This window comes from Acetobacter persici (assembly GCF_018256955.1).
Lineage (GTDB): Bacteria > Pseudomonadota > Alphaproteobacteria > Acetobacterales > Acetobacteraceae > Acetobacter > Acetobacter persici.
This window is the reverse complement of sequence record NZ_JAERKU010000003.1, coordinates 199,384-224,259: the sequence shown is the minus strand read 5'-3', so window position 1 is coordinate 224,259 and position 24,876 is coordinate 199,384. Positions and strand designations below refer to the sequence as shown.

Below are 24,876 nucleotides of genomic sequence, written 5' to 3'. Positions count from 1 at the left end.
GTCCGCTAAGGCTCAGAGATAACCGGCGACACGCAGCCGCTCGAAGGCATCTTCGGATTCATGATCCATGGCCCGGCCAGACCGTTCGGACGTACGGGTGGTTTCCAGTTCAGCAATGACTTCCGCCAGCGTGCTGGCATTACTGTCCACCGGGTTGGTAATGTCCTGATCGCCCAGAGAACGATAGCGCTTGCCATTTTTGGCAAAATACAGGTCCACCAGCGGGATCCCCTCGCGCTCAATATAGCGCCAGATATCAATCTCCCGCCATGACAGAAGAGGATGCACACGGATATGCATGCCTTCTTCATGTGGGGTGGCATACTGGTCCCAGAATTCCGGAGGCTGGTTGCGGATATCCCATTTGTGGCTGGCCCCACGCGGGCTGAACACACGTTCCTTGGCGCGGGTACCCTGTTCATCCCGCCGGATACCGGCAATCACGCCCTGCAACTTATGTTTCTCAATCATAGCCGCGAGGCCTGCCGTTTTACGGGCGGCTGAACGCGCTGCAGGCGGCAGAGACGGGTCCATTTCCTCAACAGGCGGGCAGGTGCCAAGAAGCAGGTCCAGATCCCATTTTTTGGCGTATTCATCGCGGAATTTATACATTTCCGGGAATTTCTTACCGGTATCCACATGCATAACGGGGAAGGGAACGCGGCCCAGAAAAGCCTTCTTGGCCAGCCAGACCATGACGTTCGAATCTTTTCCCAGAGACCACAGCATGGCGAGGGGCTTAAGCTTGCGATAGGCTTCCCGGAGGATGAAGACACTCTGTGCCTCGAGCTGATCAAGATGGTCCATTTGTCTGGTCAAACCTGTTCTGAGAAAAAGAAGGAAAAGGCCCTGAACATCAGGAGGCCGTGTGTATGCCGCATTCTGTCTTGGCCAGCCCGGCCCAGCGTCCGGCGCGCGGGTCCGCAGTCTGGCCCGCCGGGCGTGTGCAGGGGGCACAGCCAATAGAGAGGTAGCCTTCCGCCACAAGCGGGTGCGGGGGCAGGCCACGGCGCGCCATTTCCCGCGTAATGTCTTCTGCCTGCCACAGCGCCAGAGGGTTCAGGCGAAGCTGGCCGTCGGGCTTTTCCTCCACAACCGGCAAAGCCGCACGTGTAGAAGCCTGAGAGCGTTTGCGCCCGGTCACCAGAGCCTCATAGGGCAGAGTTGCTGCATCCAGCGGCTCGACTTTGCGCAGACGGCAACACGCGTCCGGATCAAACGCCCATAACTCTCCTGTCGGATCACGCTCCTGCACCTCATGCGCCTCCGGATGGATATCAATCACGTTCCGCAACCCAAGAAAGCGTGCCAGTTCAGCCCGGTACGCCAGCGTTTCCGGGAAATGTTTCCCGGTTTGCAGAAACAGCACCGGCATCTCCGGATCAGCTTCCGCCACGAACGCCAGCAAGAGAGCAGATTCCGCACCAAAAGACGACATAACGCCCACCTTGTTGCCAAGCTGGGCAGATGCCGCTCTGAGAAGTTTGACAGGGTCCTGAGCCTGAGAGTGCAACAGTGCCAGAACTGACCGGCCGACTGACATTCTGGAATTCCAATAACAACTACATGAAATAGTATTTATCAGATATTGCACCTAAACCCATAACCATTCAAGGCCATTCTCCACAGAAGAATTTCGTATTTTGCAGGGAAGCTATTCCACACACACACATGGGCTTTGTAGCCGGAAAGCAGACGTATGTCTTTCAGCCCGGCGTTATTTGTCATTTTTGAAACAGAAATGACCATCAGATGCGGCGGAACGACGCTGTAACTTAAATATTGCCCGGTAATTTCTGCGCGCCACATCGAGCTGAGGCAAATCAGGCCAGAAGGCGCGGGAAAAACACAAAAAAAATGCCAGACGTAAATTTTCGTCACAGCGTTGGAGAGAGGGCCGCGGCGTCTCTCAGACTATTCATCGCCAAAAACGCCAGAAAGCACTCTCCGGGCCTCTGGGAGCATCTGAGATGCATTTGAGGCTCGCCTTGTAAAAATCTTTCCAAAACAAATCATTATGTCATTTATATCGTTCAAATGAGCATATGAAGCGTAGTCAGAGACAGGCCATAACCAGTGGAGTAACACGGTTCACGTAGCGCACAGCTTCCAAAGCCGGACAGCCTCCCAATTCAGTCGCCAATCTTGTTTAGTTGGCATAATATATCTTATGCGATCTTTATATCTGCAAGTCACACGGCTGAAACCTCACTGGCTCCGTGCCTCTAATCAGAACCTTCACCACCCTCAAATATCGCCGTGCCAGTCTCTAAAAACTCCTCCTTCATGCAAACAAGCCTTCTGGTCAGTTCTGTTCAACCCGAGATCTGAAGCTCCACCCGACCAGAAACCGCCGCCTGTTCTTCATTATCAGCTTTTACAGCAGACCATTCAGAACCGCGCGGCGGTCTCCCCCTAGCGGCTCTCGTGCTTATTTTGCAGGGCGCGGATTATCCCGGCGGAACAGATCCCATTCATCCATCACCGTGCCATCCGGCAGATGGCAATAGCCAACCTGCCCTTTAGCGGCGTCATGCTGCATGCTCAGTGTGCCACCTTTTTTGGTGCAGTAGAGCGCTGCGGGATTAGGAATACGAAGCGGACGGACGCTATTGCGGCTCTGGTCCTGCGTCTGGTGCTCGCAGCCTGCCAGCAGGCCAATAGTACAGACCGCCAGAGCGGCTTGAGTCAGACGGGAAAATTGAAAGGCCATAAGACTGGCTCCTGTTTGATTATGCGGGATATTCTTCAATACGGAGCTGGATTTGTCACGCCCCGAGCCAGCACAGACTGGCCTTTCTGATATTTTTTATGCAGGCTTCCGTTCCCTCGTTTGCTGAAGGCAAGGTTCCAGCAATGCGCACAACCAGTCTGCAAAGACCTGTAACCGATGAGAGAAATGCCTGCGATGCTGATAAAGCAGCGTCATCGGCATAGGCTCCGCCTGCCAGTCTGGCAGAACCTCCACCAGATCTCCCGCCTGAAGATGCTTCTGAACGTCATAGGCCGGGACCTGAATCAGCCCCAGCCCGGCCAGACAACAGGCAATCAGGGCTTCAGCACTGTTTACTGTCACCCGTCCGGCCATTGCCTGCGTGCAGAGCCGACCGTTCTCCATCCATTCCCACTCTTCCACCCGCCCGCTGAACGCAGAGGCATAGCCCACCGCCAGATGCTGTGACAGGTCATGGGGTGTGGCCGGAACACCGTAACGCGCCAGGTAAGAAGGACTGGCGACGTTCATTAAAGTCAGTTCTCCGACTTTCCTGCCAATCAGGCCGGAATCCTGCAACGGGCCGATACGCAGCACGCAATCAATCCCATCTTCCACCAGATTAACAGGCCTGTCAGTCACCCCCAGTTCGATATCAATTTCAGGATAGCGTTCCAGAAAGTCTGGCAAGGCAGGTGCCACAATCAGCCGCCCGATACGCCCCGGCATATCGACCCGCAAGATACCGCGTGGAGCGGCTTTATCGCGCCGGAACAGCCCCTCCGCTTCCTCAATGTCAGACACCAGTCGGAGGCAGACATCATAAAAAGCCCGGCCGTCTGCCGTGGTGGTGACTGTACGCGTGGTGCGGGACAACAGCCGTGCCCCTACCCGGCTTTCCAGCGCCTGAATCGCTGTGGAAACGGAAGACCGGGGCATATTGAGCGTGTCCGCAGCCCTTGAAAAACTGCCAGAGTCCACAACACGCAGAAAAATACGAAACAGATCAATCCGGTCCACGAAACCCTCGGGTGATACGCCTTATTGTTCGTATTATACGACAAGTGTTGTATAAAGATACTAATTTATCAAGGAAACCGAGATGATACTTTTTGCTACATGAAAGTCCGCATCCTGCGGTTCTTTCAACGGAAGGACAACCGGATATGGCAGACCATACGCTTAAAGGAAAAACTGTTCTGATCACGGGGGGCGCCAAAAATCTGGGTGGTCTGATTGCCCGCGATTTGGCAGCCCACGGCGTAAAGGCTGTGGCCATTCATTACAACAGTGACGCCAGCGCCCCCGATGCGGAAAAAACTCTGGCAGACCTCAAAGCCGCCGGCGTGCAGGCTGTTGCCCTGCAGGCCGACCTGACAACCGCCGCTGCCAACAGCAAACTGTTTGCGGACACCATTGCCGCCATCGGCAAACCTGACATCGCCATCAATACCGTCGGTAAAGTGCTGAAAAAACCAATTGCCGAGACGTCAGAAGCTGAATTTGATGAGATGTTCGCCATCAATTCCAAAGCCGCCTATTTCTTCATTAAGGAAGCCGGGCTGCATCTGAATGATAACGGCAAAATCGTAACGCTCGTGACATCCCTTCTCGGTGCCTACACGCCGTTCTATTCCACGTATGCAGGCGCCAAAGCACCGGTTGAACATTTTACACGCGCGGCCTCCAAGGAGTTTGGTGCCCGCGGGATTTCAGTCAACGCTATTGGTCCGGGTCCGATGGACACACCGTTTTTCTACGGTCAGGAAGAACCTGAGGCCGTGGCCTATCATAAATCCGCAGCAGCCCTGTCCGCCTTTAGCAAAACAGGCCTGACAGACATTGAGGATATTGCACCCTTCGTCCGTTTTCTGGTCTCGGAAGGCTGGTGGATGACGGGCCAGACCATTCTGATCAATGGTGGCTACACCACAAAATAACGTGGACTTTCAGGAAAGGAGCCTCCGTGGCCCTTTCCTTCCATACCCAACAAACTGTTGCGTTTTTTTATCGACTATTTATGAGTAGCGTCAGAAGCATCAAGAGTCAGGCCGACGCCTGACACCAACCTGCATCCGTGCAAGGTGGTGCCTTCCCTGTTTTGCAGGAAGGGATGTGGCCAGAAGACCGGCAATAACGGACCCATGCCACGCGCGTCGTCGCTTTGTCTTTTGATCTCAACCGTTTTGAAGAGATCAAACATGACACAGATTACCCAACAGTTTGCCAGCGATAACTATGCCGGAATCTGCCCGGAAGCACTTGCTGCCATGCAGGACGCCAATCAGGGCTATGTGCCCGCCTATGGTGAAGACCTCTGGACCACCAGAGCCGCCGACGCCTTCCGCACCCTGTTTGAAAAAGACTGTGACGTTTTTTTTGCCTTTAACGGCACGGCAGCCAATGCGCTGGCTCTGGCCTCTCTCTGCCAGTCCTATAACAGTGTGATCTGCTCTGCTCTCGCGCATGTTGAGACGGATGAATGTGGCGCGCCGGAGTTTTTCTCCAACGGCTCCAAGCTGCTGACAGCCCCCACACAGGGCGGCAAGCTGACGCCGGAGGCTATCCGCACGCTGGCAACGGGCCGGACGGATATTCACTTCCCCAAACCGCGTGCAGTCACCATTACCCAGCCCACGGAAACCGGGCAGGTTTATACACTGGCGGAAATTCAGGCCATTTCAGCCGTCTGCCGGGATCTGGGCCTGCGCCTGCACATGGATGGCGCCCGTTTTGCCAATGCCTGTGCGGCTCTCGGCTGCTCCCCTGCTGAAATGACATGGCAATCCGGCGTGGACGTACTGTGTTTTGGCGGCACCAAAAACGGCATGGCCGTTGGGGAAGCAATTCTCTTTTTTGACCGCGCACTGGCGGATGGCTTTGACTACCGCTGTAAACAGGCCGGACAACTGGCTTCCAAAATGCGCTTTCTGGCCGCACCGTGGGTCGGCATACTGGAAAGCGGTGCATGGCTGCGCAACGGTCAGGCCGCCAATGCCGCAGCAGCGCATCTTGCCAGACAGATTAAACCTCTTGAAGGGCTGGACCTGATGTTTCCGGCAGAAGCCAACGCCGTCTTTCTGAAGGCCCCGGCATCCTTACTGGACGGCCTGCGGGACAAAGGCTGGCGCTTTTATACATTTATCGGAGGGGGCGCACGGTTCATGTTTGCATGGGATGCGGACCTTACGCAGGTCGATGCGCTGGCGGCTGATATTAAAAGTCTGCACGCAGCGCTTTAACGGTCAGTCCTTTTTGTTATGACCCGAAATGAAATTTCAATCGGCCAGTCCCTGCCCTTCGCAAGGCTGGCCTTGCCGCCGCAAACCGGATATGTTCAGTCCACTTTTCACTTAAAATCTGGTTCCTAACGCATGCCTGACGGTTCTTCTCCTGTAACGCGTTCCTCCTCAGCCTCCCTGCCCGAAATCCGTCATGACTGGACGGTGCCGGAAATTCAGGCTCTGCTGGACCTTCCGTTTCCGGAGCTGATGTTCCGCGCTCAGGCCACGCACCGGGCGCATTTTGACCCTACGGAAATGCAGATTTCCACCCTGCTTTCCATCAAGACAGGCGGCTGCCCCGAAGACTGCGCCTATTGCCCGCAAAGCGCCCTGCACGAAAAAAGTGTGAAGGCCGAACGCCTGATGGCCGTGGATGCTGTGCTGATGGAAGCCCGCAAGGCGAAAGACGCCGGAGCCAGCCGCTTCTGCATGGGGGCCGCCTGGCGCTCCCCCAAGGATCATGATCTGGAAACCGTCTGCGCCATGATTGAGGGCGTAAAGGGGCTGGGGCTGGAAACCTGCGTGACGCTGGGGATGCTTGATGCCGGACAGGCTGGCAGACTGCGGGACGCCGGGCTGGACTACTACAACCATAATCTGGATACCTCTCCGGAATATTATGGCGATATCATCACCACCCGCACCTATCAGGACCGGCTGGATACGCTGTCCAACGTGCGGGATGCGGGCATCAATGTCTGCTGCGGTGGCATTGTCGGCATGGGTGAAAACGAGACAGACCGCGCAGGGCTGATTGCCGCCCTCGCCTCCCTGCCCGCGCACCCGGAAAGCGTTCCGATCAACCTGCTGGTCCGCGTTAAAGGTACTCCGCTGGGCGAGTCTGAGGCCGTTGACCCACTGGATTTTGTCCGCATGATTGCCGCAGCACGCATCACCATGCCCAAAAGCCGGGTGCGTCTGGCTGCGGGCCGTGAGGATATGAGTGATGAAACACAGACCCTGTGCTTCCTTGCTGGTGCCAATTCCATTTTCTATGGCGAACGCCTGCTGACCACGCCCAACCCTCAGGCTTCGCGGGATCGCACGCTTCTGGACAAGCTGGGTATGCACACGACGGGCATTTCCGTTTAAAATGTTTCTTGCATTCCTTGCCTGACCTGCGTCAGGAGTTGCCGCATGTCTTATATGGTCAAGGAAATGTTCCTCACCTTACAGGGTGAGGGCGGACAGGCCGGGCGACCGGCCGTGTTCTGTCGTTTTGCGGGATGCAACCTGTGGTCTGGCCGGGAAGCCGACCGCGCTGAAGCCATCTGCCAGTTCTGTGATACTGATTTTATCGGTACGGATGGAGAGGGCGGCGGCAAGTTTGAAACGGCTGAAAAACTTGCTGAGACAATCGCCAGATTCTGGCCCGAGAGCGGCCAAGCCATGACCGTGCCGGGACTGGTGGTTTTTACTGGCGGTGAGCCCCTGCTCCAGCTTGATGCGCCCCTGATCAAAGCCATGCATGCCCGCAATTTCTCCATCGCCGTGGAAAGCAACGGGACACTGACCGCTCCGGAGGGCCTGGACTGGCTGTGCATCAGCCCCAAAGCGGGCGCACCGCTGGAACAAAAAAGCGGGACTGAACTCAAGCTGGTCTATCCGCAGATTGGGCTGGACCCGGCCACGCTGGAAGAGCTCGATTTTCAATATTTCTGGCTGCAACCTATGGACGGCCCCAACCAGCAGGAAAACACGCAGGCCGCCATCCGCTACTGTCTGGCCCACCCTAAATGGGGCCTTTCTTTACAGACCCACAAGCTGACCGGTATCCCCTGACCCATGTCTACTCCCTTACGCGCCGCTGATGAAGCTGCTCTGGTCCTGTTCTCCGGCGGTCAGGATTCCGCCACCTGTCTGGCATGGGCTCTTGCCCGGTTTGGCCGGGTGGAAACGCTGGGCTTTGATTACGGGCAGCGGCATGCTGTGGAACTGGAATGCCGCGAGACGTTGCGGGAAGGCCTGCGGGCGCAAAACCCGCTCTGGAAAGAGCGGCTGGGCATGGACCATACGCTCGCACTTGGGGCTCTGGGCGATATTTCTGAAACAGCCCTGACCCGCAATGCTGAAATTGCCATGGAAAAAGATGGGCTCCCGAATACCTTCGTACCGGGCCGCAACATCATTTTTCTGACTTTTGCCGCCGCCCTCGCCGCGCGCCGTGGCATCCGCCATATTGTGACCGGGGTGTGTGAGACGGATTATTCCGGCTATCCTGACTGCCGGGACGATACCATCAAGGCTGTGCAGGTGGCTCTCAACCTCGGCATGGACTCACGTTACGTGCTGCACACTCCGCTCATGTGGATTGATAAAGCGGAAACGTGGGCACTGGCCGAAGAACTGGGCGGAGCAGCGCTTGTTTCCCTGATCAATCAGGAAAGCCACACCTGCTATCTGGGAGACCGGGAAAGCCTGCATCCGTGGGGGCATGGCTGCGGGCAATGCCCGGCCTGTGATCTGCGCCGTGCAGGGTGGGACGAGTATATCGCGAGCAAAACCCATGCCTGATCTGGTTTTTACCCGTCGCTTTTCCATGGGCCACCGACTGATCCACGGTGCCAGCGAATCCTGCGCCCTGCCCCACGGGCATAATGAGTTCGTCACCGTACGCCTCACGCCCACGCGTCCTGCCCGGCTGGACGGCAGGGGGAATATGCCGGTCTCTTTTCAGCGGGCTAAAAGCACCTGGCATCGTTTTGTTGATGAAAAGCTGGATCACGCCCTGCAACTGGCGGAAGACGACCCGCTTCTGGCGTGGTTTCAGGCAAACGAGCCCGCACGGGCGCAGCGTATTGTCATCACCCCCGGTGACCCGACAACAGAACTGATGGTCTGCCTGATGATGGCCAAACTCAACGCTTTCCTGAAGGCGGATGGAGATGTTCTCCGCTGCACAGAAGTTTCCTTGCAGGAAACACCCACCAACACAGTCAGCTTCAGCGGTAATCCGGAAGAGATGATCCCGGCCAGCCGTTCACCTGAATCCTGCTGGTGGAACCGTGCGGATATGTCGATTTCTGATTAAAAACCGTTTGCTCTGTCTGTATGGAGCTTTTCTACCGCCGCTTTACTGCCCGCCCCTCTTTGATCGGGGCAGGCAGTAAGACGCGCGAGCGTTCAGACTTCTTCCAGTTGCAGAACCTTGGTGGTTTTGTCCCGCAGTTCGGCACAGAGGTCAGGATTATTCGCCAGCGTCTGCCCGTAGGACGGAATCATGGCTTTCAGCTTGGCATCCCACTCCGGCAGTTTCTCCGCAAAACATTTCTTCAGCACTGTCAGCATGATCGGCGCGGCAGTCGATGCCCCCGGAGACGCCCCCAGCAGTGCGGCAACAGACCCATCCGCGCTGGAAATAACTTCCGTCCCGAACTGGAGAACGCCACCTTTTTCCGCGTCTTCCTTAATAATCTGTACGCGCTGTCCGGCCACAACCAGTTCCCAGTCCTTGGAACGCGCGGTGGGAACAAAATCCCGCAGGGCGCTCATTCGTTCACTGCTGGACTGCATAACCTGCTGGATCAGATATTTGGTCAGCGGCCAGTTATCCCGCGCGACTGACAGAATGGCTTTGATATTATCAGGACGGATGGAACGGGGCAGATCCATCAGAGAGCCATATTTGAGGAAACGAGTGGAAAACCCTGCATACGGCCCAAACAGCAGCGCTGGCTTGCCGTCAATCATGCGGGTATCCAGATGCGGCACGGACATGGGGGGCGCACCGACGGAAGCCTTGCCATAAACTTTTGCATGGTGCTGCGCCACAATCTCCGGATTGGTGCAGCGCAGGAACTGCCCGCTGACGGGAAACCCGCCGACCCCTTTTGCTTCCGGGATGCCCGTTTTCTGGAGGAGAGAAAGCGCGCCCCCACCGGCCCCGATAAACACAAAGCGGGCGCTTACGGTGCGCTGCGTGTTCAGGCGCAAATCCTGCACCAGCACCTGCCACCGCCCATCCGGGCCGCGTTTAATGTTCAGCACATCATGCTGCGTATGCAGGGTGCATCCGGCTGTTTCCGTCAGATAGCTGAACAGCAGGCGCGTCAGAGCGCCATAATTCACATCCGTGCCGTTCAGGCTGCGTGTTACGGCCAGCGGCTGCCCCGGCGGGCGCGCCTGCATGACAAGCGGCATCCACTGCGCCATCTGGGCCGGATCTTCAGAATATTCCATACCTGCAAAAAGCGGATGGGCGTTCAGCGCCTCATGCCGTTTCCGCAGGAAGGCGACATTCGCTTCTCCCCACACAAAACTCATATGCGGGACAGGCGTAATAAAATCACGCGGCGAGGCAATCACTTTGCTCTCAACCAGATGGGACCAGAACTGGCGGGAAATCTGGAAGGCCTCATTTACCGCCACAGCTTTGCTGATATCCACGCTGCCATCAGCTTTCTGGGGCGTATAATTCAGTTCGCACAGGGCGGAGTGGCCGGTGCCTGCATTATTCCACGCATCCGAGCTTTCTTCCGCCACGTTGTCCAGGCGCTCGAAAATGCTGATACGCCAGTCCGGCTGTAACTGCCGGAGAAACACCCCAAGTGTGGCGCTCATCACGCCTCCACCAATCAGGACGACATCAACGGATGAGGAAGGATCGGTCGTGGTGGAACTCATCATGGTCTCCGCATTATAAGCCCGTTTCTTCCCATGGAAGCTGGAGACAGGCACAGTCTTCCCGCTTGCCGTGGTTCCTGCTCCGGCGCAAGAGCAGGCTTAAAGTAACCCGGTATGGTTATACGCTTATCCTATGCCACATTTTCTGCCCGCAGCAGTTCTCATCTCTGCGAGAGCGGAGCAGCATTGCATGAACCTAGCAGCCAGATGCGCGTTTGATGGGGCAGGCTTACGGTGAAAACAAAAAGGATGACACGCTATGGCGATTAAAAAATCCGGTTCCGCCCACTGGGAAGGTTCCATTAAGGAAGGGCATGGCACCGTTTCTACAGAAAGCAATGCCCTGAAAAGCCAGCCTTATGGTTTTAATACGCGTTTTGAAGATAAGCCCGGCACGAACCCCGAAGAGCTTCTCGGTGCGGCACACGCAGCCTGTTTTTCCATGGCGCTTTCCCTGATTCTGGGAGAAGCCGGGCTGACGGCAAAATCCATCGACACCAAGGCCGTTGTCAGCCTGACCAAAGCAGCTGACGGGTTTGAGATTGATGCCGTCGCCCTCACCCTTAAAGCAGACGTGCCGGGCGCGACAGACGAGCAGTTTCAGGCTCTGGCCAACAAGGCCAAAACGGGCTGCCCGGTCTCCAAACTGTTCAAGGCGACCATTACGCTGGACGCCACGCTGGCTGGCTAAAAATCAGCCAACCTGCCCACGATGCCGCAAAAGATGGTCTGCCAGCACGCAGGCCATCATGGCTTCTCCAACCGGCACAGCACGAATCCCGACACAGGGGTCATGCCGCCCTTTGGTGATCACGTCTTTATTCTGACCATCCCGCGTAACAGACGGCACAGGGGCCAGCATGGAGCTGGTTGGCTTGACCGCAAACCGCGCCACAACTGGCTGACCACTGGAAATGCCACCCAGAATACCGCCAGCATGGTTCGCGCCAAACGCTATCTGCCCATCCTGCATGGACAATGCATCTGCATTTTCAAGCCCGGTCAGGGCGGCAGAGGCAAACCCGTCACCAATTTCCACGCCCTTGACGGCGTTAATACTCATCAGCGCGGCCGCCAGATCTGAATCCAGCTTGCCATAGACAGGCGCGCCCAGACCGGGGGGAACGCCCTCCGCCACAACTTCAATTACGGCCCCGATGGACAGTCCGGCTTTCCGGATACCCGCCAGATACTCTTCCCACTCCGGCACACAGGCCGCATCCGGGCAGAAGAACGGGTTGCGCGTTACTTCGTCCCAGTCCCAGCGGGAGCGGTCAATTTTGTGCGGCCCAAGCTGAACCAGCGCGCCGCGGATACGCACATCCGGCCCCAGAACCTTCCGGGCCACGGCTCCGGCAGCCACCCGGCACGCCGTTTCACGCGCGGAAGAACGCCCCCCTCCGCGATAGTCGCGGATGCCGTATTTCAGATCATAGGTCAGATCTGCATGGCCGGGGCGATAGGTCTGGGCAATGTCCCCATAATCACGCGACCGCTGATCGGTATTTTCTATCAGCAGAGAAATGGGGGTGCCTGTTGTCTGGCCTTCAAACACGCCAGAGAGGATGCGCACGGCATCCGGCTCCTTGCGCTGGGTGGTAAAGGCCGACTGCCCGGGACGCCGCTGGTCCAGAAACGGCTGAATATCCGCTTCTGTCAGAGGCAGGCGGGGCGGGCAGCCATCCACGACACAGCCAATGGCCGGTCCATGACTCTCACCCCATGTGGTGACGCGGAAAAGATGGCCAAAGCTGTTGTAGGACACGCTAAATCCTCAGTCGCCTGATACGGAGATATCCGGAGCCGTGGGGTTTTTCATGCCCACAATATTATAGCCGCAGTCGACGTGATGAATTTCACCCGTCACGCCGGAAGAAAGGTCAGACAGCATATACAGCCCTGCCCCGCCAACTTCTTCCAGACCCACATTACGCTCCAGCGGGGCGTTATACTGGTTCCATTTCAGAATATAACGAAAGTCACCAATCCCGCTGGCAGCCAGCGTCTTGATGGGACCTGCGGAAATACCGTTTACGCGGATCCCGTCACGTCCCAGATCAGCCGCCATGTAACGGACAGACGCTTCCAGCGCGGCTTTGGCAACACCCATTACGTTGTAATGCGGCATGACGCGCTCAGCGCCCAGATAGCTCAGCGTCAGCAGAGAGCCACCGTCCTTCATCAGGGCTGACGCGCGCTGCGCAACGGCGGTAAAGGAATAGCAGGAAATATCCAGAGCCGTCAGAAAGGCCTCACGCGGGGTATCAACATACCGGCCACGCAAAAACTGCTTATCGGCCCAGCCAATGGCATGCACCACAAAGTCCAGCTTGCCCCATTCACGCTCCAGTGTGGCGAACAGTTCATCCAGAGCCGCCTCATCCGTCACATCACAGGGCAGAACCAGAGAGGCCCCGATGCTTTCAGCCAGCGGCTTGACGCGTTTGCCAAGGGCTTCACCCTGATAGGTGAAAGCCATCTCGCCACCCTGTGCGGCTACAGCCTGCGCAATCCCCCATGCAATGGAGCGATCATTGGCAACACCCATTACCAGACCTTTTTTGCCCTGCATCAATGTGCCCTGGGCGGGCAATGTGGTGTTGTGAGAAGACATGCTGTGACCTCGACCTGTCTGTTGACTGTACTCTAAAACTTGTAGCGGTTGGTCGCATACCACAGCCTGCTAAACAAGAGCTAAGCGCCTGCTAACGCTTCAAACCATTCATGCCTTTCGATACAAAGCGTGAAGAGCAGGTTTTTTTGATGCTGAAAGAAACAGGGTATGACTGACTCCACCATCTCCCCGCCCCCGGCTTCAACGCCCGCACTGATTGACCTTGCGGCCGATCCGTTCACCCTGTTTTCCGCATGGATGCAGGAGGCCGAAAAAACCGAGCCCTCAGACCCCAACGCCATGGTGGTTGCAACAAGCACCCCGGACGGCCACCCCTCGGCCCGTATTGTGCTGCTGAAGGGCATGGATCGACGAGGGTTTGTTTTCTACACCAATCAGGACAGCCGCAAGGGGCATGAACTGGCAGAAAACCAGCATGTTGCCCTGCTGTTCCACTGGAAGAGCCTGCGCCGGCAGATCCGCATTGAAGGAACTGTCACGCCCGTTACGCCGGAAGAAGCCGATGCGTATTTTGCGAGTCGGAGCCGGATTTCCCGCATGGGGGCCGTGGCATCCGACCAGTCCCGACCGCTGGCAGACCGCGCCATTTTTGAGCAGCGCCTGAAGGATGTGGAAGCCCGGTATGAAGGGCAAGATCTGATCCCGCGTCCCGCCAACTGGTCTGGCTACCGGGTTGAGCCATCCTGTTTTGAGTTCTGGCAGGAAAGACCCTACCGCCTGCATGATCGTGCGACATGGACGCGTGAGGGAAACCACTGGAATGTCACGCGTTTATATCCATAACTCTTACGGAACAGATCATCCGCACCGCCTGTCCGATTCCTGTAGAGACGGAGAACAAAAACAATGAAAGACGTCCGTAAAATCCTGCTTCCTATGGTCAGCACCTCCAATGGGGAAGCTGCGCTGATCCGTGGTTATAATTTCGCCCGCCGTTTTGGCGCGCATCTGGCTGTGCTGCATGTCCGCCCGGACGGACGGGACATTGCTCCGCTGGCAGGCGAAGGCTTGTCCGGTGCCATGGTGGAAGATCTCATGCGCACGGCGGAGCATGAAAGCTCCCGCCATGCGCATGAGGTCCGTGCACTGTTTGAACGCTTCGTTGCCGCACACCCGGATATTGAGGTGATCTCACCTCATTCCGTCTTCCCATGGGATAAGCCGAGCATCAGCTTCAATATTCTGAACGGCGCGGAAAGTGAGATTGTCCCCTCACACGCCCGCCTTTCGGATTTCACTCTGGTCCCTCACCCGGATTCAGGCGCTGAGGTTTCCTCTTCCGAAACACTGCATGCGGTTCTTTTTGATAGCGGTCGCCCTGTCGTAATCGCCCCGCGTACGCCGCCCAAAGGCATGATCAAGCGTGTCTGTATCGGGTGGAACGGCACGGCAGAATCGTCCTCCGCCCTGCGTGGCGCTCTGGCATGGGCCCACACGGCAGAAGCCGTGCGCGTTCTGCATTGCGGGGACTATCAGCGCCGTGGCCCCAAGGCGCGGGATGTGATCGACTATCTGTCCTTCCACGGGATCAAAGCCGACTCTGTAGAATTTCCGCCGGTAGACCGTGATGTTGGCAAAGGGCTCCTCGCCGCCTGCCATGACTTCAATGCCGATATGCTGGCCATGGGCGCTTATTCCCACTCCCGCCTGCGGCAGCTCATTCTGGGTGGGGTCACCCGCTATATTCTGGAGCACGCAGACCTAACGGTGCTGATGAGCCGTTAAAGCCCGGCTGTCTGATCCTTTAGACTTTCAGACAAAAAGAAACCCCGGCGTGCTCATGCATTCCGGGGTTTTACATGGCCCAATGATACGGCTTATCTGGAAGGACGACGGCCCAGTGCTGGCGTCACGCTTTTTCAGGGTCAGGCAGGGTAAAGCTTAGTCCGTCGTAAGCAGCTTCCACGCCTGCTGGCAGAGTGTTCCGCATCCACGCCCAGTCCATGTCCGGCCCCAGATGCGTCAGAATGAGGCGGCGTGGCTGAACGCGCTCCTTCCATTCCAGCACCCTCTCCAGCCAGGCATGGGCGCTATGGGGTTCTTTCTGGAAGCAATCCACGATCCAGGTATCGACCCCAGCCAGCACATCAAACGATGCTTCCGGCAGTTCCACAGTATCAGTGCTGTAAGCAAAATCCCCGCACCGCAGGCCGCCGGAAGGGATGCGCCCGTGATTCTGCTCAAACAGGGAAATTTTATACCCACTCATCACCACGTCGCCGTGTAACGGCACTGGCTGCGCCTCAACTACTGCCCTGAAAAAATGAGGCGCGGTGGTCCATGGCTGAAAAACGTAGTTAAAACGCGTCTGGACTTCTTCCAGCACGGAAGGCGTGGCGTAGGCCGTAATGGGCTGCCCGATTGTGCGGTTAATGCCCCGCACTTCATCCAGACCAGCAATATGGTCCGCATGGGCGTGCGTGAAGAATATGGATCTGAAGGCGCTGATTCCGTTCGCCAGAAGCTGGGCACGGATATCAGGCCCAGTATCGACCAGAATCCCTTCTCCATCGTCCATTCGGATAAAAACTGACGCACGGCTGCGGATATTCCGGGGCTCGTTCGGGTCGCACTGCCCCCAGATACCGCGGCCATCTTCCCCGCCCAGCATTGGCACACCAGCAGACCCGCCACACCCCAGAATTGTAATCTTCATGCGGTCGCCTTCCCTCTTCAGGCCGCCTTGCGGAAGAGCCGGAAAAAATTATCGGTCGTCATTTGCGTAAACGCGGCGAGATCCTGCCCACGCTCCTGCGCAAGACAGGCGGCCGTATAGGCCACATAAGCGGGCTGGTTCCTCTTTCCTCGGCGCGGCACCGGAGCCAGAAACGGGGAATCGGTTTCAACCAAAATACGGTCAGCGGGCAGATCCCGCGCGACATCACGGAACTCGCCACATTTAGGGAATGTCGCAATACCGGAGAAACTGACAGACCCGCCGAGATCCACCACACAGCGGGCCAGATCAACACTGGACGCAAAACAGTGCAGCAAAATGGGGAATGTCCCCTTTTCTGTCTCCTCCCGCAAAATCTGCGCCACATCCTCATCCGCCTGCCGGGCGTGGATAATAATGGGAATATTCAGAGCGCGGGCTGCACCAATATGGTTGCGAAAACTCTCATGCTGGAGCGGCCTGACCTCTTCCGCCCCGTGAAAATAATCCAGACCGCTTTCACCAATACCCACCACGTTTGGGGCATCCGCAATCGCGACAATCTCTTCCACTGAGGGCACCGGGCCTTCTTCAACATGGTCAGGATGCGTGCCAACCGTGCACCAGATTTTCACGTCCGGCGTGCTGAAGCCCGTCAGACGCTTCTGTTCATCCGCACGAGCCAGCCGCGTCCCGATCGTCACCATCCCGCTGACGCCGGCCTCTCGGGCCGCCGCCAGCAATCCGGGCAGTTCTTCGTCCGCAAAGTGGTCCAGATGACAGTGGGAATCGATCAGTCCAGTCATACTCGTCTCATTCACGCCGGATCAGCGGCTTCAACATAGCGCGGGAAAATTCCCTGCGGCGCGGGGAGCACGCGGCCTCCCGGAAGCGGTGTTTCCAGAGCAGCAAACATACGCTCCTCTTCCGTCACCCCAAGCTGGGTCAGCATCCGGTCCATGCTCTGTGGCATGTAGGGCTGGAGCATGGTGGCAATACCCCGCAGGGCATCGACCAGAACACGCAGCACATCGTTCATCCGTTCCGGGTCAGTCTTTTTGAGCGCCCAGGGAGCCTGATGGTCGATATAGGCATTACAGGCGCGGATCACTTTCCACACGTCTTCCAGCGCGTCGGTCAGCGCACACCGGTCAAGCTGGCTGGCCATCAGTTCAGGCAACACCGCCACATGGTTAAGAATCTGCGTATCTTCTTCCGTCAGCGTGCGCCGTTCTGGCAGCACACCACCACAATTGCGGGCCACCAGAGACAGGGTGCGTTGCGCCAGATTACCCAGATCGTTCGCCAGCTCAACATTATTCCGCATAATCAGAGACTTGCGAGACAGATCGCTATCCCCGCCAAACGGAACTTCCCGCAGCAGGAAGAAGCGCACGGTGTCCAGACCGAACTCCTGCACAAGATCACGCGGGTCCACCACATTGCCCAGAGACTTGCTCATCTTCTGGCCTTCAACAGTCCACCAGCCGTTTGCAAAAATCTTTTTAGGCAGCTCAATCCCGGCAGCCATCAGGAACGCGGGCCAGTAAATGGCGTGGAAGCGCGCAATATCTTTACCCACCAGATGCTGGCTGGCGGGCCAGAAGCGCGCACGCGGCGCTGCTGTATCCGGGTAGTCCAGCGCGCTGAGATAGTTCGCCAACGCATCAAACCAGACATACATCACATGCGCCTCATCCCCCGGCACGGGGATACCCCAGTTAAAGCTGGTGCGGCTGATGGACAGGTCCCGCAGTCCCTGCTTCACGAAGCTGATAATCTCGCGCTTCATGCCGTGTGGGCCAAGAAAGTCCGGGTTGGCCTCATAATGTGCCAGCAGTCGGTCCTGAAACGCGGAAAGGCGGAAGAAGTAAGACGGCTCCTTCACCCATTCCACCGGAGCGCCGGTCGGCGCGACCTTCTGGCCATCCGGCCCTTCAATCAGTTCATCTTCACCATAGAAACATTCATCGCGCAGTGCGTACCAGCCTTCATACGCGCCGAGATAAATGGCGTCATTTTCCGCCACTTTCTGCCACAGCGCCTGTGCGCCTTTAATGTGGCGCGGCTCCGTTGTGCGGATAAAATCATCGTAGGAAATCGCCATGGCGTCCGCCATGCTGCGGAAGTCATCGGACACCTTGTCCGCAAAGGCCTTCGGCGCAACACCGGCGGCCTGCGCGGCCTGCTCCACTTTCTGACCATGCTCATCTGTGCCGGTCAGAAAAAACACATCATCTCCGGCCAGACGATGGAACCGCGCCAGCACGTCCGCCGCAATGGAGGTATAAGCGTGGCCAATGTGCGGCGCACCGTTCACGTAATAAATCGGGGTGGTGACGTAGAAAGGGCGGGTCATGCAATACTCGCAATAGTCATGGCTTCGAGAAGTGTTTCCTGTTTATCGAGATTGAAGCGTTCCGTCTCGCCCTGAAGACGCATGATGGCTTCCCATGCGTCTGCCAGAGCAACACAGGCGGCATGGCCCTGCCGGGCAGCCGAGCGGGCCCGCTCCTGAAGAAAGTCAGATAATAGGCTGAAAAATAAGTTAAACCCATCATCCTTGCGGAGAACAATCTCGGCAATTTCGTAGCCCCGGCTGGCGGAAACACCGTTCAGGGTTTCTTCCACCAGACTGGCAATCTGACCATTCTTATCCGCCAGAAACGCCGCAGCACGCCCCGGCGCACCATGAGCCGCCGCCTGCACCCGGCTGATTTCCTCGGCGGACGCATCAGGCTGAATGCGTCTGAGCACAGCCATCATGTCCGTAGGAGCCAGTGGTTCCAGTTCCAGCCTGCGGCACCGGCTGCGGATGGTTGGCAGCAGACGCCCCGGTGCGGAGCATGTCAGCAGCAAAACAGCTGCCGGAGGAGGTTCTTCCAGAATTTTCAGGAGGGCGTTGGCGGCACTTCGGTTAAGCCACTCAGCGCCATCCACAATCACGACGCGCCAGCCGCCTTCCGCTGCGGTGCGGCGCAAAAAGGCATTGATGGGCCGCACCTCGTCCGCGACAATCTCACCGCGATAACGCTGCTTTTTTTCATCAAAACTGCGGCTGACAACCAGAAGGTCAGCATGGGTCGCCGCCGAAATCCGGCGTCCGGCCGGACTTTCCGTCTCTTCTCCCCCCAGAATCATCCGGGCCAGACGGAATGCAAACGTCGCCTTGCCGATACCCGGTGGTCCGGTGATCAGCCAGGCATGGGGAAGGCGTCCGCCTTCAAAAATCTTACGAAATGCCTGAAGAGGCGCCTCATGCCCTTGCAAATGCAGGGAAGCCTGACGCGGGTCACCCTCCACGGGTCAGGCCCGCGCGAGGTGAGAAAGAATATCCTTCACAATCAGGCTATTAATCTCTTCTGCTGACTGTTCCTCGGTGTGCAACCTGCGAACGCGCCCTGTATTCTGGCGGGCAATTTCACGGAACCCGGCGGACACCCGCGCATGAAACGCCTCATCAGACTGTTCATACCGGTCCACCGGCGCGCCGCGGGCTGCCAGCCGCAGGCGGGCGACATTCCGTGGCGCTTCCAGAAGAAACGTCACGTCCGGGTCCTGTCCCAACTGATTTTGCAGGCGGGCAATCAGATCCAGCACATCCGGGTCTCCTTCCGCGCGCCCATACCCCTGATAGGCCATGGTCGAATCTGTAAACCGGTCACACACTACAATCTGGCCTCTGGCCAGTGCAGGCGTAATCATGTTGTCCAGATGGTCAGCACGGGCAGCAAAATGCGTCAGGATCTCGGCCCGAAGGGAAAGCGGATTTTTGCCAAACAGCAGAAGCTGCCGCAAATCTTCCGCTCCCGGAGATCCACCCGGCTCCCGCGTCGTCAGAACATCATGCCCGAGAGACGCAAGAGCGGACTGAAGCAGCCGGAGTTGGGTAGACTTCCCCACCCCCTCGCTCCCTTCCAGTGTGACAAACAGACCTTTTGTCATGGCTCAGAGATGCAGACGGCGTGCGGCGCGCCCAAAGACACCCAGAGCCGGGACACTCTGCCCGGCCACCACCGGCACCAGAGCCTGCCGTCCGCCCGGCAGCAGAACCGTCAGTTGCCCTACAGGCTGCCCCTGCTGAATCGGGGCTGCAATCGGGCCCTGATAATCCAGAGACATATGGGTGCCATTCCGCCAGCCATGCGGCAGCATCATCACAAAATCCTGCCCGGCCACCAGCGGCACAGTCTGGTTCACACCCATCCAGACAGGAGCCTGTTCCAGAACATCCCCTTTGGAGACAATCTTAGCGGATTCGAAATTGGCAAAAGCCCAGCCCATCAGGCGCTCGCCCTCACGCGCACGCGCGCCGTCTGACGGCAGGCCGTTGATCGCCATAACCACCCGGCGGCCTTCTCGCTCGGAAGAGGCGCACAGCCCGAACCCACCGGCATCGGTATGGCCGGTCTTCAGGCCGTCAGCCAGCCCTTTGACCACCAGAGCGTTGCGGTTCGCCTGACGGATCTTGTTGAAGAAGAACTCTTTTTCCGAGAAATAATGATAATATTCCGGGAAATCATGAATCAGCCGCAGAGCCAGATAGGCCACATCGCGGGCCGTCATGTAGTGGTTTTCCGCGGGCCAGCCCGTAGCATTCATAAAGTGGGAGTTGGTCAGACCCAGCTTGCCCGCCATGTCGTTCATCAGGGCGACAAACTGTTCTTCGGACCCGGAAATCCCTTCCGCCAGAACAATACAGGCATCATTGCCGGACTGGATCACCATCCCCTGAATGAGGTCCTGCACCGGAATGCTCTGCCCCAGCGGCACGAACATGCGTGACCCCTGCATGCGCCAGGCCCGCTCGCTCACCGGGAGCTGCTGGTCCAGACGCAGGCGACCTGCCTTGAGCATGCTGAAGGTGACGTAAGCCGTCATCATCTTGGTCAGGGAGGACGGAGGCATCCGTTCATCCGCTGCTTTTTCAAGCAGGGTTGTGCCACTCTTATAGTCAATAATGCAGGCCCAGCGCGCCAGCGTGTCCAGCGGGCCAACAGGCGTGGTGGCAGGCGTCTGCGCCACAGCATCAGGCAGAGGAACTGCACTGCCAGCAGGAGCCGCCGCAGCATGCGGATGCGCTCCCTTTGATTTGCGGGCAAAAGCAGTCAGAGAATAACTACCTGAGAGGAGGGCTGCGCCTCCTGCGAGAAGAAACCGTCGAGTTTGCACGTTCTTTCCTATTCGACGACGATATGAGATCCGGTCAAGCCATCAGCGAGTGCGCGCTTCAGGGCCGCATCCGCGTCGCTTATAGTCGCAAAAGGTCCTTGTCGGACAGCCCACATCTTGCCTTGTGGTGAGAAAGAAGGCCAGACCGAGCCTCCCTCCTGCGCGGCAAGCCTTGCGGCTGCGCCGCGCGCTGTAAAATCTGCTGTTTCAACCCAGAGTTGCGTCGGCACAGGTTGTCCCTGCCGCCACTGCACCGGGAGGTCCGGCAATTGAACAGGCGTCGGCCCAGTGCCCTGCGCCGCTGAGACTGCGGATTGCTCCGTCGTGGAGGAGACTCCCCTGCTCTCCGTGCCCGCGACCGGGCTTGCAAGATCTGTCTGTTTTACAGCTTCCCGCGGGGCTGCGCTGATTTGCAGCATCGGGCCGCCGGGCAGTTGCTCCGCAAGCTGGCGGCTCGTCACTTCATCCTCAATAATCCGTACGCGTGCCGGGCCAGCCCCAACCCCCAGCAGGTCAGCCGCCCTGCGTGACAGACCCAGAATACGTCCTGTTTCTGCCGGACCGCGCTCATTCACCCGGATCGTAATTTCACGCCCGTTTTCCAGATTGATAACAGTCACAACAGCGGGCAGTTGCAGGGTTGGATGGCTACCCGTCATGGCGAGTGGATTGCGCACTTCTCCATCCGTTGTCAGCGGCGTACCAGAGTCTGCCTGCCGGACAGCCAACCCCATAGCCTGATAGGAAAAATCTTCTCGCGGATACATCCACGCCGCCCCTGCCTGCCAGGCCGGACCAACGACATAATGCACATCCGGCTTTACTTCAGGTTGCGGTCTGGAACAGGCCGCAACAGTCACACAACAGAAAAGAACGGCTTTTTTCACGCCACGGCACTACCCAACAGACCAACACCAAGAGCATAGAAATCAGACGGATTATACCGCCGGATCACATTGAAGTTGTGGTACACCATATAGGCCTCGCCCCCAACGCCATCGGGGCGGATAATCGCACCACTCAGATCCAGATGCGTAAAGTCACCCCCACCCTGCGGCCGCACTCCCTGCGTGGCCCAGTAGGACACAGGCCGCACAATGGTCCGGCCGATCTGCCCCTGCTCCAGCGAGTCTGGCATATCTACCGGCTCGCCCCACGGCTGCCCAGCAATCCAGTGGCATTTGGCCAGATAATTGGCAATGGAAGCGAAAACATCCCCTTCATTATTCCAGATATCGCGGCGCCCCCCGGCCGGGAAACTGGCCGCATACTGCTCATACGCACTGGGCATAAACTGCGGCTGCCCCATGGCACCCGCATAGCTGCCCAGCATCCCTGCCGGCGTAATGTCGCCTTCACCCAGAATAGTCAGTGCCTTGAACAGCTCTGCCCGGAAGAAGGAAGCCCGCCGGCCGTCATAGGCCAGAGTCGCAAGGGCATCGACCACATGGAACGTGCCCATTCGGGTGCCATACGCGGATTCCAGCCCCCAGATCCCGGCGATCACACCGCGATCCACGCCATAAATCTGGCTGACCTTCCCCAGAAGAGCCTCACGCTCACTGACTGCCGCCTGCCCGTCTGAAATCTTTTTATCGGTGATAACGCGCGCTTTGTATTGCGCCCATGTCAGAGTGAATTCCGGCTGATGCCGGTCTGCCTTCAGGACTTTCTGATTCGGTTCTGCCGTCAGCGCCAGAGCCTCATCCACCACAGAGGCTGAAAGCCCTTTACTGATGGCCTCCCGCCGCACACCGGCAAGAAACGCAGCATAGCTCCCCAGCTCCGTACCTGAGACGGCCCGGGCGGCTTTGTTTTTTGCAAAGGCGGGAGTCACCACAGCGGCGGACACAACCCCGCAAACAAGAAATTGTCTTCTCAGCATTCCGTATCAGCCCTGTTGTTGCTCACATAAACCCGGCGGGACAGGACGTCACTTTATCCTCCCACATCTGTTCTGTCTCTCAGAGACATCTGTCCGGCAGCGTTACTGCCCCTGCGCTATCGCTTGACATTCCCGCGCGCGGAGACTCCTTTCTCCCCCTTATCCCGTTACGCACCCTGTAACCCTGCACTCCGACCTGATGGACCTTCTTCCTTTATGCCCGGCTCTCTGGATCATTTTCTTGCGCTGACGACGGCTCACCCGCTTGTTCAGGTTCTGATCGTCATCATCGCCACGTTTATTCTTGAAGATGCCGCAACAGTTCTTACCGCCATTCAGGTCAATCTGCACACGCTCGCGCCGGGCACGGCTTTAATCGCGCTTTATGTCGGAATTGTTGCAGGCGATGTGGGCCTGTACGGGCTAGGATATCTTGCAGCGCGCTGGCCACCAGCCCGCAGATGGATTGATACGCCGGAGCGGGATGTGCAACGCCAGTGGCTGACGCAAAAGCTGTTCAAAGTCGTTTTTATCAGCCGTTTTGTGCCCGGCACCCGCCTGCCGCTCTACACGGCCTGCGGGTTCTTCAATGCTGGTTTGCGCACTTTTACGCTAGCCACCATTCTGGCAACCATGATCTGGACATCTGCCCTTTTTGCGCTATCGCTGCGCGTTGGTGGGTTTCTGCTGGCCCACCTCGGAGCCTGGCGCTGGGTCGGTATTTTTGGCTTTGTGCTGGTAATCATCATTATGGGTCGCATTGCTGCCCGCATTCAGAAGCAGGGAAAATGACCCAGCTGTCACCATCCTCTCAGCCCCATACGGCCTCCATTCCGTCACCACAACCCGGGAGCAAGTCTGGCTCTCCGCTCTCCAGCTTTGAATTCTGGCCGGGCTGGGCGTTTTACACGCCGGTTGTGATTTACTGGATCCTGCTGGGTATCCGTTACGGTGACTTCAGCACCCCGACCGCCGCCAATCCACGCATTGAGACAGGCGGCCTGTGTGGTGAGAGTAAAAGTGGCATTCTGGATATGGCGGGCAGCGTCGCGTCCCGCTGGATTGCGCCTTACACCACGCTGATAACCGGCACGAATGACACACAACGCGCGCTGGAAGCTCTGGCGGAGAAAGGACTCAGCGTCCCTGTTGTTGTAAAACCGGACGTCGGCTGTAACGGCACCGGCGTTAAGCTGGCCCGCACGGAAGCCGAACTGACAGCCGCTCTGGCGGCCTTCCCACGACGCATCAAACTGGTTTTACAGCGGCTCATTCCCTACAAGAATGAAGCAGGTCTGTTCTACATCCGGCACCCCGACAGTCCGCGTGGGGAAATTTCCTCCCTCACCTATAAAGATATTCCAATGCTGACGGGCAACGGGCACTCCACAGTGCTGGACCTGCTCAAACAGGACTCACGCACCAGCCTGCTGCTGCATATTTATACGCCGCGCCTCAAGGCCCGCCTGAACGATGTGCTCGCGGCAGGGGAAACGCTCGACCTTGTTTTTGCGGGCAACCATTGCAAAGGCGCTATTTTCCATAACGGCGCGGCGGACATCACGCCTGCACTGGTGGACCGGCTGGACGAGATCATGCAGGACATTCCCGACTTCCACTTTGGTCGGGTGGATGTGAAATTCGAGTCTGTCGAGGCGTTGCGGCAGGGCGAGAAGTTCGAGATTATCGAAATCAACGGTGTCGGTTCAGAAGCGACCCATATCTGGGATTCCAGCACGACGCTGCGCGAAGCCTATGCAGCCCAGTTTCATCATTACCGGGAAACATTCCGCATTGGCGCGAAGAAGAAAAAAGAAGGCTGGAAGTCCAGCGGACTGTGGCACGGTGTCCGTCTGTGGCGCCGGCAGAAACGCCTGCTGGCCTCCTACCCCATGAACGACTAAAGGC

General features: G+C 57.8%; 26 protein-coding genes and 1 riboswitch. Of the genes, 11 read left to right on the top strand and 15 right to left on the bottom strand.

Annotated elements, in window-relative coordinates; genetic code table 11:
* Positions 1 to 12: 12 nt before the first annotated feature.
* The 4 genes from cysD to JK199_RS05430 all read right to left on the bottom strand — a co-directional run bounded on the left by cysD (position 13) and on the right by JK199_RS05430 (position 3,733).
* A complete protein-coding gene (gene cysD, locus JK199_RS05445; protein WP_086655243.1) occupies positions 13 to 807 on the bottom strand; it encodes a sulfate adenylyltransferase subunit CysD in 795 nt (264 codons plus the stop codon).
* Between the two features lie 49 nt (positions 808 to 856).
* The gene (locus JK199_RS05440) at positions 857 to 1,543 is read right to left on the bottom strand and encodes a phosphoadenylyl-sulfate reductase (protein ID WP_212374351.1); all 687 of its coding nucleotides are present in this window, start codon (positions 1,541 to 1,543) and stop codon (positions 857 to 859) included.
* A gap of 888 nt (positions 1,544 to 2,431) precedes the next feature.
* Positions 2,432 to 2,713: a putative hemolysin gene (locus tag JK199_RS05435; protein WP_077929978.1), complete on the bottom strand. Its 282-nt coding sequence runs from the start codon at positions 2,711 to 2,713 to the stop codon at positions 2,432 to 2,434.
* Positions 2,714 to 2,809: 96 nt separating this feature from the next.
* Positions 2,810 to 3,733 carry a LysR family transcriptional regulator gene (locus JK199_RS05430; RefSeq protein ID WP_212374349.1) on the bottom strand — a complete coding sequence of 308 codons (924 nt, stop codon included), beginning with the start codon at positions 3,731 to 3,733 and terminating at the stop codon, positions 2,810 to 2,812.
* Positions 3,734 to 3,879: 146 nt separating this feature from the next.
* On the opposite strand from JK199_RS05430, the gene JK199_RS05425 reads away from it, so the two are divergent.
* The 6 genes from JK199_RS05425 to JK199_RS05400 all read left to right on the top strand — a co-directional run bounded on the left by JK199_RS05425 (position 3,880) and on the right by JK199_RS05400 (position 9,028).
* Entirely contained in the window at positions 3,880 to 4,653 is a 774-nt protein-coding gene (locus tag JK199_RS05425; protein ID WP_212374347.1) for an SDR family oxidoreductase, read from the top strand.
* Positions 4,654 to 4,744: 91 nt separating this feature from the next.
* A riboswitch (SAM-I-IV-variant riboswitch) is annotated at positions 4,745 to 4,860 on the top strand.
* Positions 4,861 to 4,914: 54 nt separating this feature from the next.
* A complete protein-coding gene (locus JK199_RS05420) occupies positions 4,915 to 5,955 on the top strand; it encodes a threonine aldolase family protein (RefSeq protein ID WP_212374345.1) in 1,041 nt (346 codons plus the stop codon).
* A 132-nt stretch (positions 5,956 to 6,087) separates the two neighbouring features.
* Positions 6,088 to 7,089: a biotin synthase BioB gene (bioB, locus tag JK199_RS05415; protein WP_212374343.1), complete on the top strand. Its 1,002-nt coding sequence runs from the start codon at positions 6,088 to 6,090 to the stop codon at positions 7,087 to 7,089.
* A 45-nt stretch (positions 7,090 to 7,134) separates the two neighbouring features.
* The gene (gene queE / locus JK199_RS05410; protein ID WP_212374341.1) at positions 7,135 to 7,779 is read left to right on the top strand and encodes a 7-carboxy-7-deazaguanine synthase; all 645 of its coding nucleotides are present in this window, start codon (positions 7,135 to 7,137) and stop codon (positions 7,777 to 7,779) included.
* A gap of 3 nt (positions 7,780 to 7,782) precedes the next feature.
* Positions 7,783 to 8,511, top strand: coding sequence for a 7-cyano-7-deazaguanine synthase QueC (gene queC, locus JK199_RS05405; RefSeq protein WP_212374339.1), 729 nt, complete (start codon positions 7,783 to 7,785; stop codon positions 8,509 to 8,511).
* Positions 8,504 to 9,028 (top strand): 6-pyruvoyl trahydropterin synthase family protein, encoded by a 525-nt coding sequence (locus JK199_RS05400; protein WP_212374337.1) that lies wholly within the window; start codon positions 8,504 to 8,506, stop codon positions 9,026 to 9,028. Before queC ends, JK199_RS05400 begins: the two co-directional genes overlap by 8 nt.
* A 92-nt stretch (positions 9,029 to 9,120) precedes the next feature.
* Here the strand turns inward: JK199_RS05400 and JK199_RS05395 are convergent, their stop codons facing one another.
* Positions 9,121 to 10,623 (bottom strand): malate:quinone oxidoreductase, encoded by a 1,503-nt coding sequence (locus JK199_RS05395; RefSeq protein WP_077931605.1) that lies wholly within the window; start codon positions 10,621 to 10,623, stop codon positions 9,121 to 9,123.
* A 256-nt stretch (positions 10,624 to 10,879) separates the two neighbouring features.
* Here JK199_RS05395 and JK199_RS05390 point away from each other — a divergent pair, with 256 nt between their 5' ends.
* Positions 10,880 to 11,311 carry an OsmC family protein gene (locus JK199_RS05390; RefSeq protein WP_212353527.1) on the top strand — a complete coding sequence of 144 codons (432 nt, stop codon included), beginning with the start codon at positions 10,880 to 10,882 and terminating at the stop codon, positions 11,309 to 11,311.
* A 3-nt stretch (positions 11,312 to 11,314) separates the two neighbouring features.
* Here JK199_RS05390 and aroC read toward each other — a convergent pair whose 3' ends face one another.
* The gene (gene aroC, locus JK199_RS05385; RefSeq protein WP_212374335.1) at positions 11,315 to 12,385 is read right to left on the bottom strand and encodes a chorismate synthase; all 1,071 of its coding nucleotides are present in this window, start codon (positions 12,383 to 12,385) and stop codon (positions 11,315 to 11,317) included.
* Positions 12,386 to 12,394: 9 nt separating this feature from the next.
* Positions 12,395 to 13,234, bottom strand: a complete 840-nt coding sequence (fabI, locus tag JK199_RS05380; RefSeq protein ID WP_025825172.1) for an enoyl-ACP reductase FabI — start codon at positions 13,232 to 13,234, stop codon at positions 12,395 to 12,397.
* A gap of 168 nt (positions 13,235 to 13,402) precedes the next feature.
* Here fabI and pdxH point away from each other — a divergent pair, with 168 nt between their 5' ends.
* Complete coding sequence (pdxH, locus tag JK199_RS05375; RefSeq protein ID WP_077929986.1) at positions 13,403 to 14,038, top strand: pyridoxamine 5'-phosphate oxidase; 636 nt, start codon at positions 13,403 to 13,405, stop codon at positions 14,036 to 14,038.
* Positions 14,039 to 14,101: 63 nt separating this feature from the next.
* Entirely contained in the window at positions 14,102 to 14,980 is an 879-nt protein-coding gene (locus tag JK199_RS05370; protein ID WP_077929987.1) for a universal stress protein, read from the top strand.
* Between the two features lie 124 nt (positions 14,981 to 15,104).
* Here JK199_RS05370 and JK199_RS05365 read toward each other — a convergent pair whose 3' ends face one another.
* Genes JK199_RS05365 through JK199_RS05330 form a run of 8 tightly spaced genes read right to left on the bottom strand, consistent with a single transcriptional unit; the run spans position 15,105 to position 22,968 of the window.
* Positions 15,105 to 15,911, bottom strand: a complete 807-nt coding sequence (locus JK199_RS05365) for an MBL fold metallo-hydrolase (RefSeq protein ID WP_212374333.1) — start codon at positions 15,909 to 15,911, stop codon at positions 15,105 to 15,107.
* Between the two features lie 17 nt (positions 15,912 to 15,928).
* Complete coding sequence (locus tag JK199_RS05360; RefSeq protein ID WP_212374331.1) at positions 15,929 to 16,717, bottom strand: TatD family hydrolase; 789 nt, start codon at positions 16,715 to 16,717, stop codon at positions 15,929 to 15,931.
* Positions 16,718 to 16,728: 11 nt separating this feature from the next.
* Positions 16,729 to 18,270 carry a methionine--tRNA ligase gene (gene metG, locus JK199_RS05355; RefSeq protein WP_212374329.1) on the bottom strand — a complete coding sequence of 514 codons (1,542 nt, stop codon included), beginning with the start codon at positions 18,268 to 18,270 and terminating at the stop codon, positions 16,729 to 16,731.
* Positions 18,267 to 19,214: a DNA polymerase III subunit delta' gene (locus JK199_RS05350; RefSeq protein ID WP_212374327.1), complete on the bottom strand. Its 948-nt coding sequence runs from the start codon at positions 19,212 to 19,214 to the stop codon at positions 18,267 to 18,269. Before JK199_RS05350 ends, metG begins: the two co-directional genes overlap by 4 nt.
* A gap of 3 nt (positions 19,215 to 19,217) precedes the next feature.
* Positions 19,218 to 19,856 (bottom strand): dTMP kinase, encoded by a 639-nt coding sequence (gene tmk, locus JK199_RS05345; RefSeq protein WP_212374325.1) that lies wholly within the window; start codon positions 19,854 to 19,856, stop codon positions 19,218 to 19,220.
* A 3-nt stretch (positions 19,857 to 19,859) separates the two neighbouring features.
* Positions 19,860 to 21,083 (bottom strand): D-alanyl-D-alanine carboxypeptidase family protein, encoded by a 1,224-nt coding sequence (locus tag JK199_RS05340; RefSeq protein WP_212374322.1) that lies wholly within the window; start codon positions 21,081 to 21,083, stop codon positions 19,860 to 19,862.
* 8 nt (positions 21,084 to 21,091) lie between these two features.
* Positions 21,092 to 21,970: a septal ring lytic transglycosylase RlpA family protein gene (locus JK199_RS05335; RefSeq protein WP_212374320.1), complete on the bottom strand. Its 879-nt coding sequence runs from the start codon at positions 21,968 to 21,970 to the stop codon at positions 21,092 to 21,094.
* A complete protein-coding gene (locus JK199_RS05330) occupies positions 21,967 to 22,968 on the bottom strand; it encodes a lytic murein transglycosylase (RefSeq protein ID WP_212374318.1) in 1,002 nt (333 codons plus the stop codon). Before JK199_RS05330 ends, JK199_RS05335 begins: the two co-directional genes overlap by 4 nt.
* Positions 22,969 to 23,184: 216 nt before the next feature.
* On the opposite strand from JK199_RS05330, the gene JK199_RS05325 reads away from it, so the two are divergent.
* Both JK199_RS05325 and JK199_RS05320 read left to right on the top strand, forming a co-directional pair.
* Positions 23,185 to 23,760, top strand: a complete 576-nt coding sequence (locus JK199_RS05325; protein ID WP_035373296.1) for a DedA family protein — start codon at positions 23,185 to 23,187, stop codon at positions 23,758 to 23,760.
* Positions 23,757 to 24,872 carry an ATP-grasp domain-containing protein gene (locus JK199_RS05320; protein WP_212374316.1) on the top strand — a complete coding sequence of 372 codons (1,116 nt, stop codon included), beginning with the start codon at positions 23,757 to 23,759 and terminating at the stop codon, positions 24,870 to 24,872. Before JK199_RS05325 ends, JK199_RS05320 begins: the two co-directional genes overlap by 4 nt.
* Positions 24,873 to 24,876 lie beyond the last annotated feature (4 nt).

Excerpts from the sequence above, each read along its gene's own strand:
- metG (WP_212374329.1), bottom strand. The coding sequence starts at position 18,270 with ATGACCCGCCCTTTCTACGTCACCACCCCGATTTATTACGTGAACGGT.
- JK199_RS05395 (WP_077931605.1), bottom strand. The coding sequence starts at position 10,623 with ATGATGAGTTCCACCACGACCGATCCTTCCTCATCCGTTGATGTCGTC.
- JK199_RS05325 (WP_035373296.1), top strand. The coding sequence starts at position 23,185 with ATGCCCGGCTCTCTGGATCATTTTCTTGCGCTGACGACGGCTCACCCG.
- JK199_RS05425 (WP_212374347.1), top strand. The coding sequence starts at position 3,880 with ATGGCAGACCATACGCTTAAAGGAAAAACTGTTCTGATCACGGGGGGC.
- JK199_RS05330 (WP_212374318.1), bottom strand. The coding sequence starts at position 22,968 with ATGCTGAGAAGACAATTTCTTGTTTGCGGGGTTGTGTCCGCCGCTGTG.
- JK199_RS05365 (WP_212374333.1), bottom strand. The coding sequence starts at position 15,911 with ATGAAGATTACAATTCTGGGGTGTGGCGGGTCTGCTGGTGTGCCAATG.
- fabI (WP_025825172.1), bottom strand. The coding sequence starts at position 13,234 with ATGTCTTCTCACAACACCACATTGCCCGCCCAGGGCACATTGATGCAG.
- JK199_RS05400 (WP_212374337.1), top strand. The coding sequence starts at position 8,504 with ATGCCTGATCTGGTTTTTACCCGTCGCTTTTCCATGGGCCACCGACTG.
- bioB (WP_212374343.1), top strand. The coding sequence starts at position 6,088 with ATGCCTGACGGTTCTTCTCCTGTAACGCGTTCCTCCTCAGCCTCCCTG.
- JK199_RS05435 (WP_077929978.1), bottom strand. The coding sequence starts at position 2,713 with ATGGCCTTTCAATTTTCCCGTCTGACTCAAGCCGCTCTGGCGGTCTGT.
- JK199_RS05390 (WP_212353527.1), top strand. The coding sequence starts at position 10,880 with ATGGCGATTAAAAAATCCGGTTCCGCCCACTGGGAAGGTTCCATTAAG.
- cysD (WP_086655243.1), bottom strand. The coding sequence starts at position 807 with ATGGACCATCTTGATCAGCTCGAGGCACAGAGTGTCTTCATCCTCCGG.
- JK199_RS05420 (WP_212374345.1), top strand. The coding sequence starts at position 4,915 with ATGACACAGATTACCCAACAGTTTGCCAGCGATAACTATGCCGGAATC.
- JK199_RS05440 (WP_212374351.1), bottom strand. The coding sequence starts at position 1,543 with ATGTCAGTCGGCCGGTCAGTTCTGGCACTGTTGCACTCTCAGGCTCAG.
- tmk (WP_212374325.1), bottom strand. The coding sequence starts at position 19,856 with ATGACAAAAGGTCTGTTTGTCACACTGGAAGGGAGCGAGGGGGTGGGG.
- JK199_RS05320 (WP_212374316.1), top strand. The coding sequence starts at position 23,757 with ATGACCCAGCTGTCACCATCCTCTCAGCCCCATACGGCCTCCATTCCG.
- queC (WP_212374339.1), top strand. The coding sequence starts at position 7,783 with ATGTCTACTCCCTTACGCGCCGCTGATGAAGCTGCTCTGGTCCTGTTC.
- JK199_RS05370 (WP_077929987.1), top strand. The coding sequence starts at position 14,102 with ATGAAAGACGTCCGTAAAATCCTGCTTCCTATGGTCAGCACCTCCAAT.
- pdxH (WP_077929986.1), top strand. The coding sequence starts at position 13,403 with ATGACTGACTCCACCATCTCCCCGCCCCCGGCTTCAACGCCCGCACTG.
- JK199_RS05360 (WP_212374331.1), bottom strand. The coding sequence starts at position 16,717 with ATGACTGGACTGATCGATTCCCACTGTCATCTGGACCACTTTGCGGAC.
- queE (WP_212374341.1), top strand. The coding sequence starts at position 7,135 with ATGTCTTATATGGTCAAGGAAATGTTCCTCACCTTACAGGGTGAGGGC.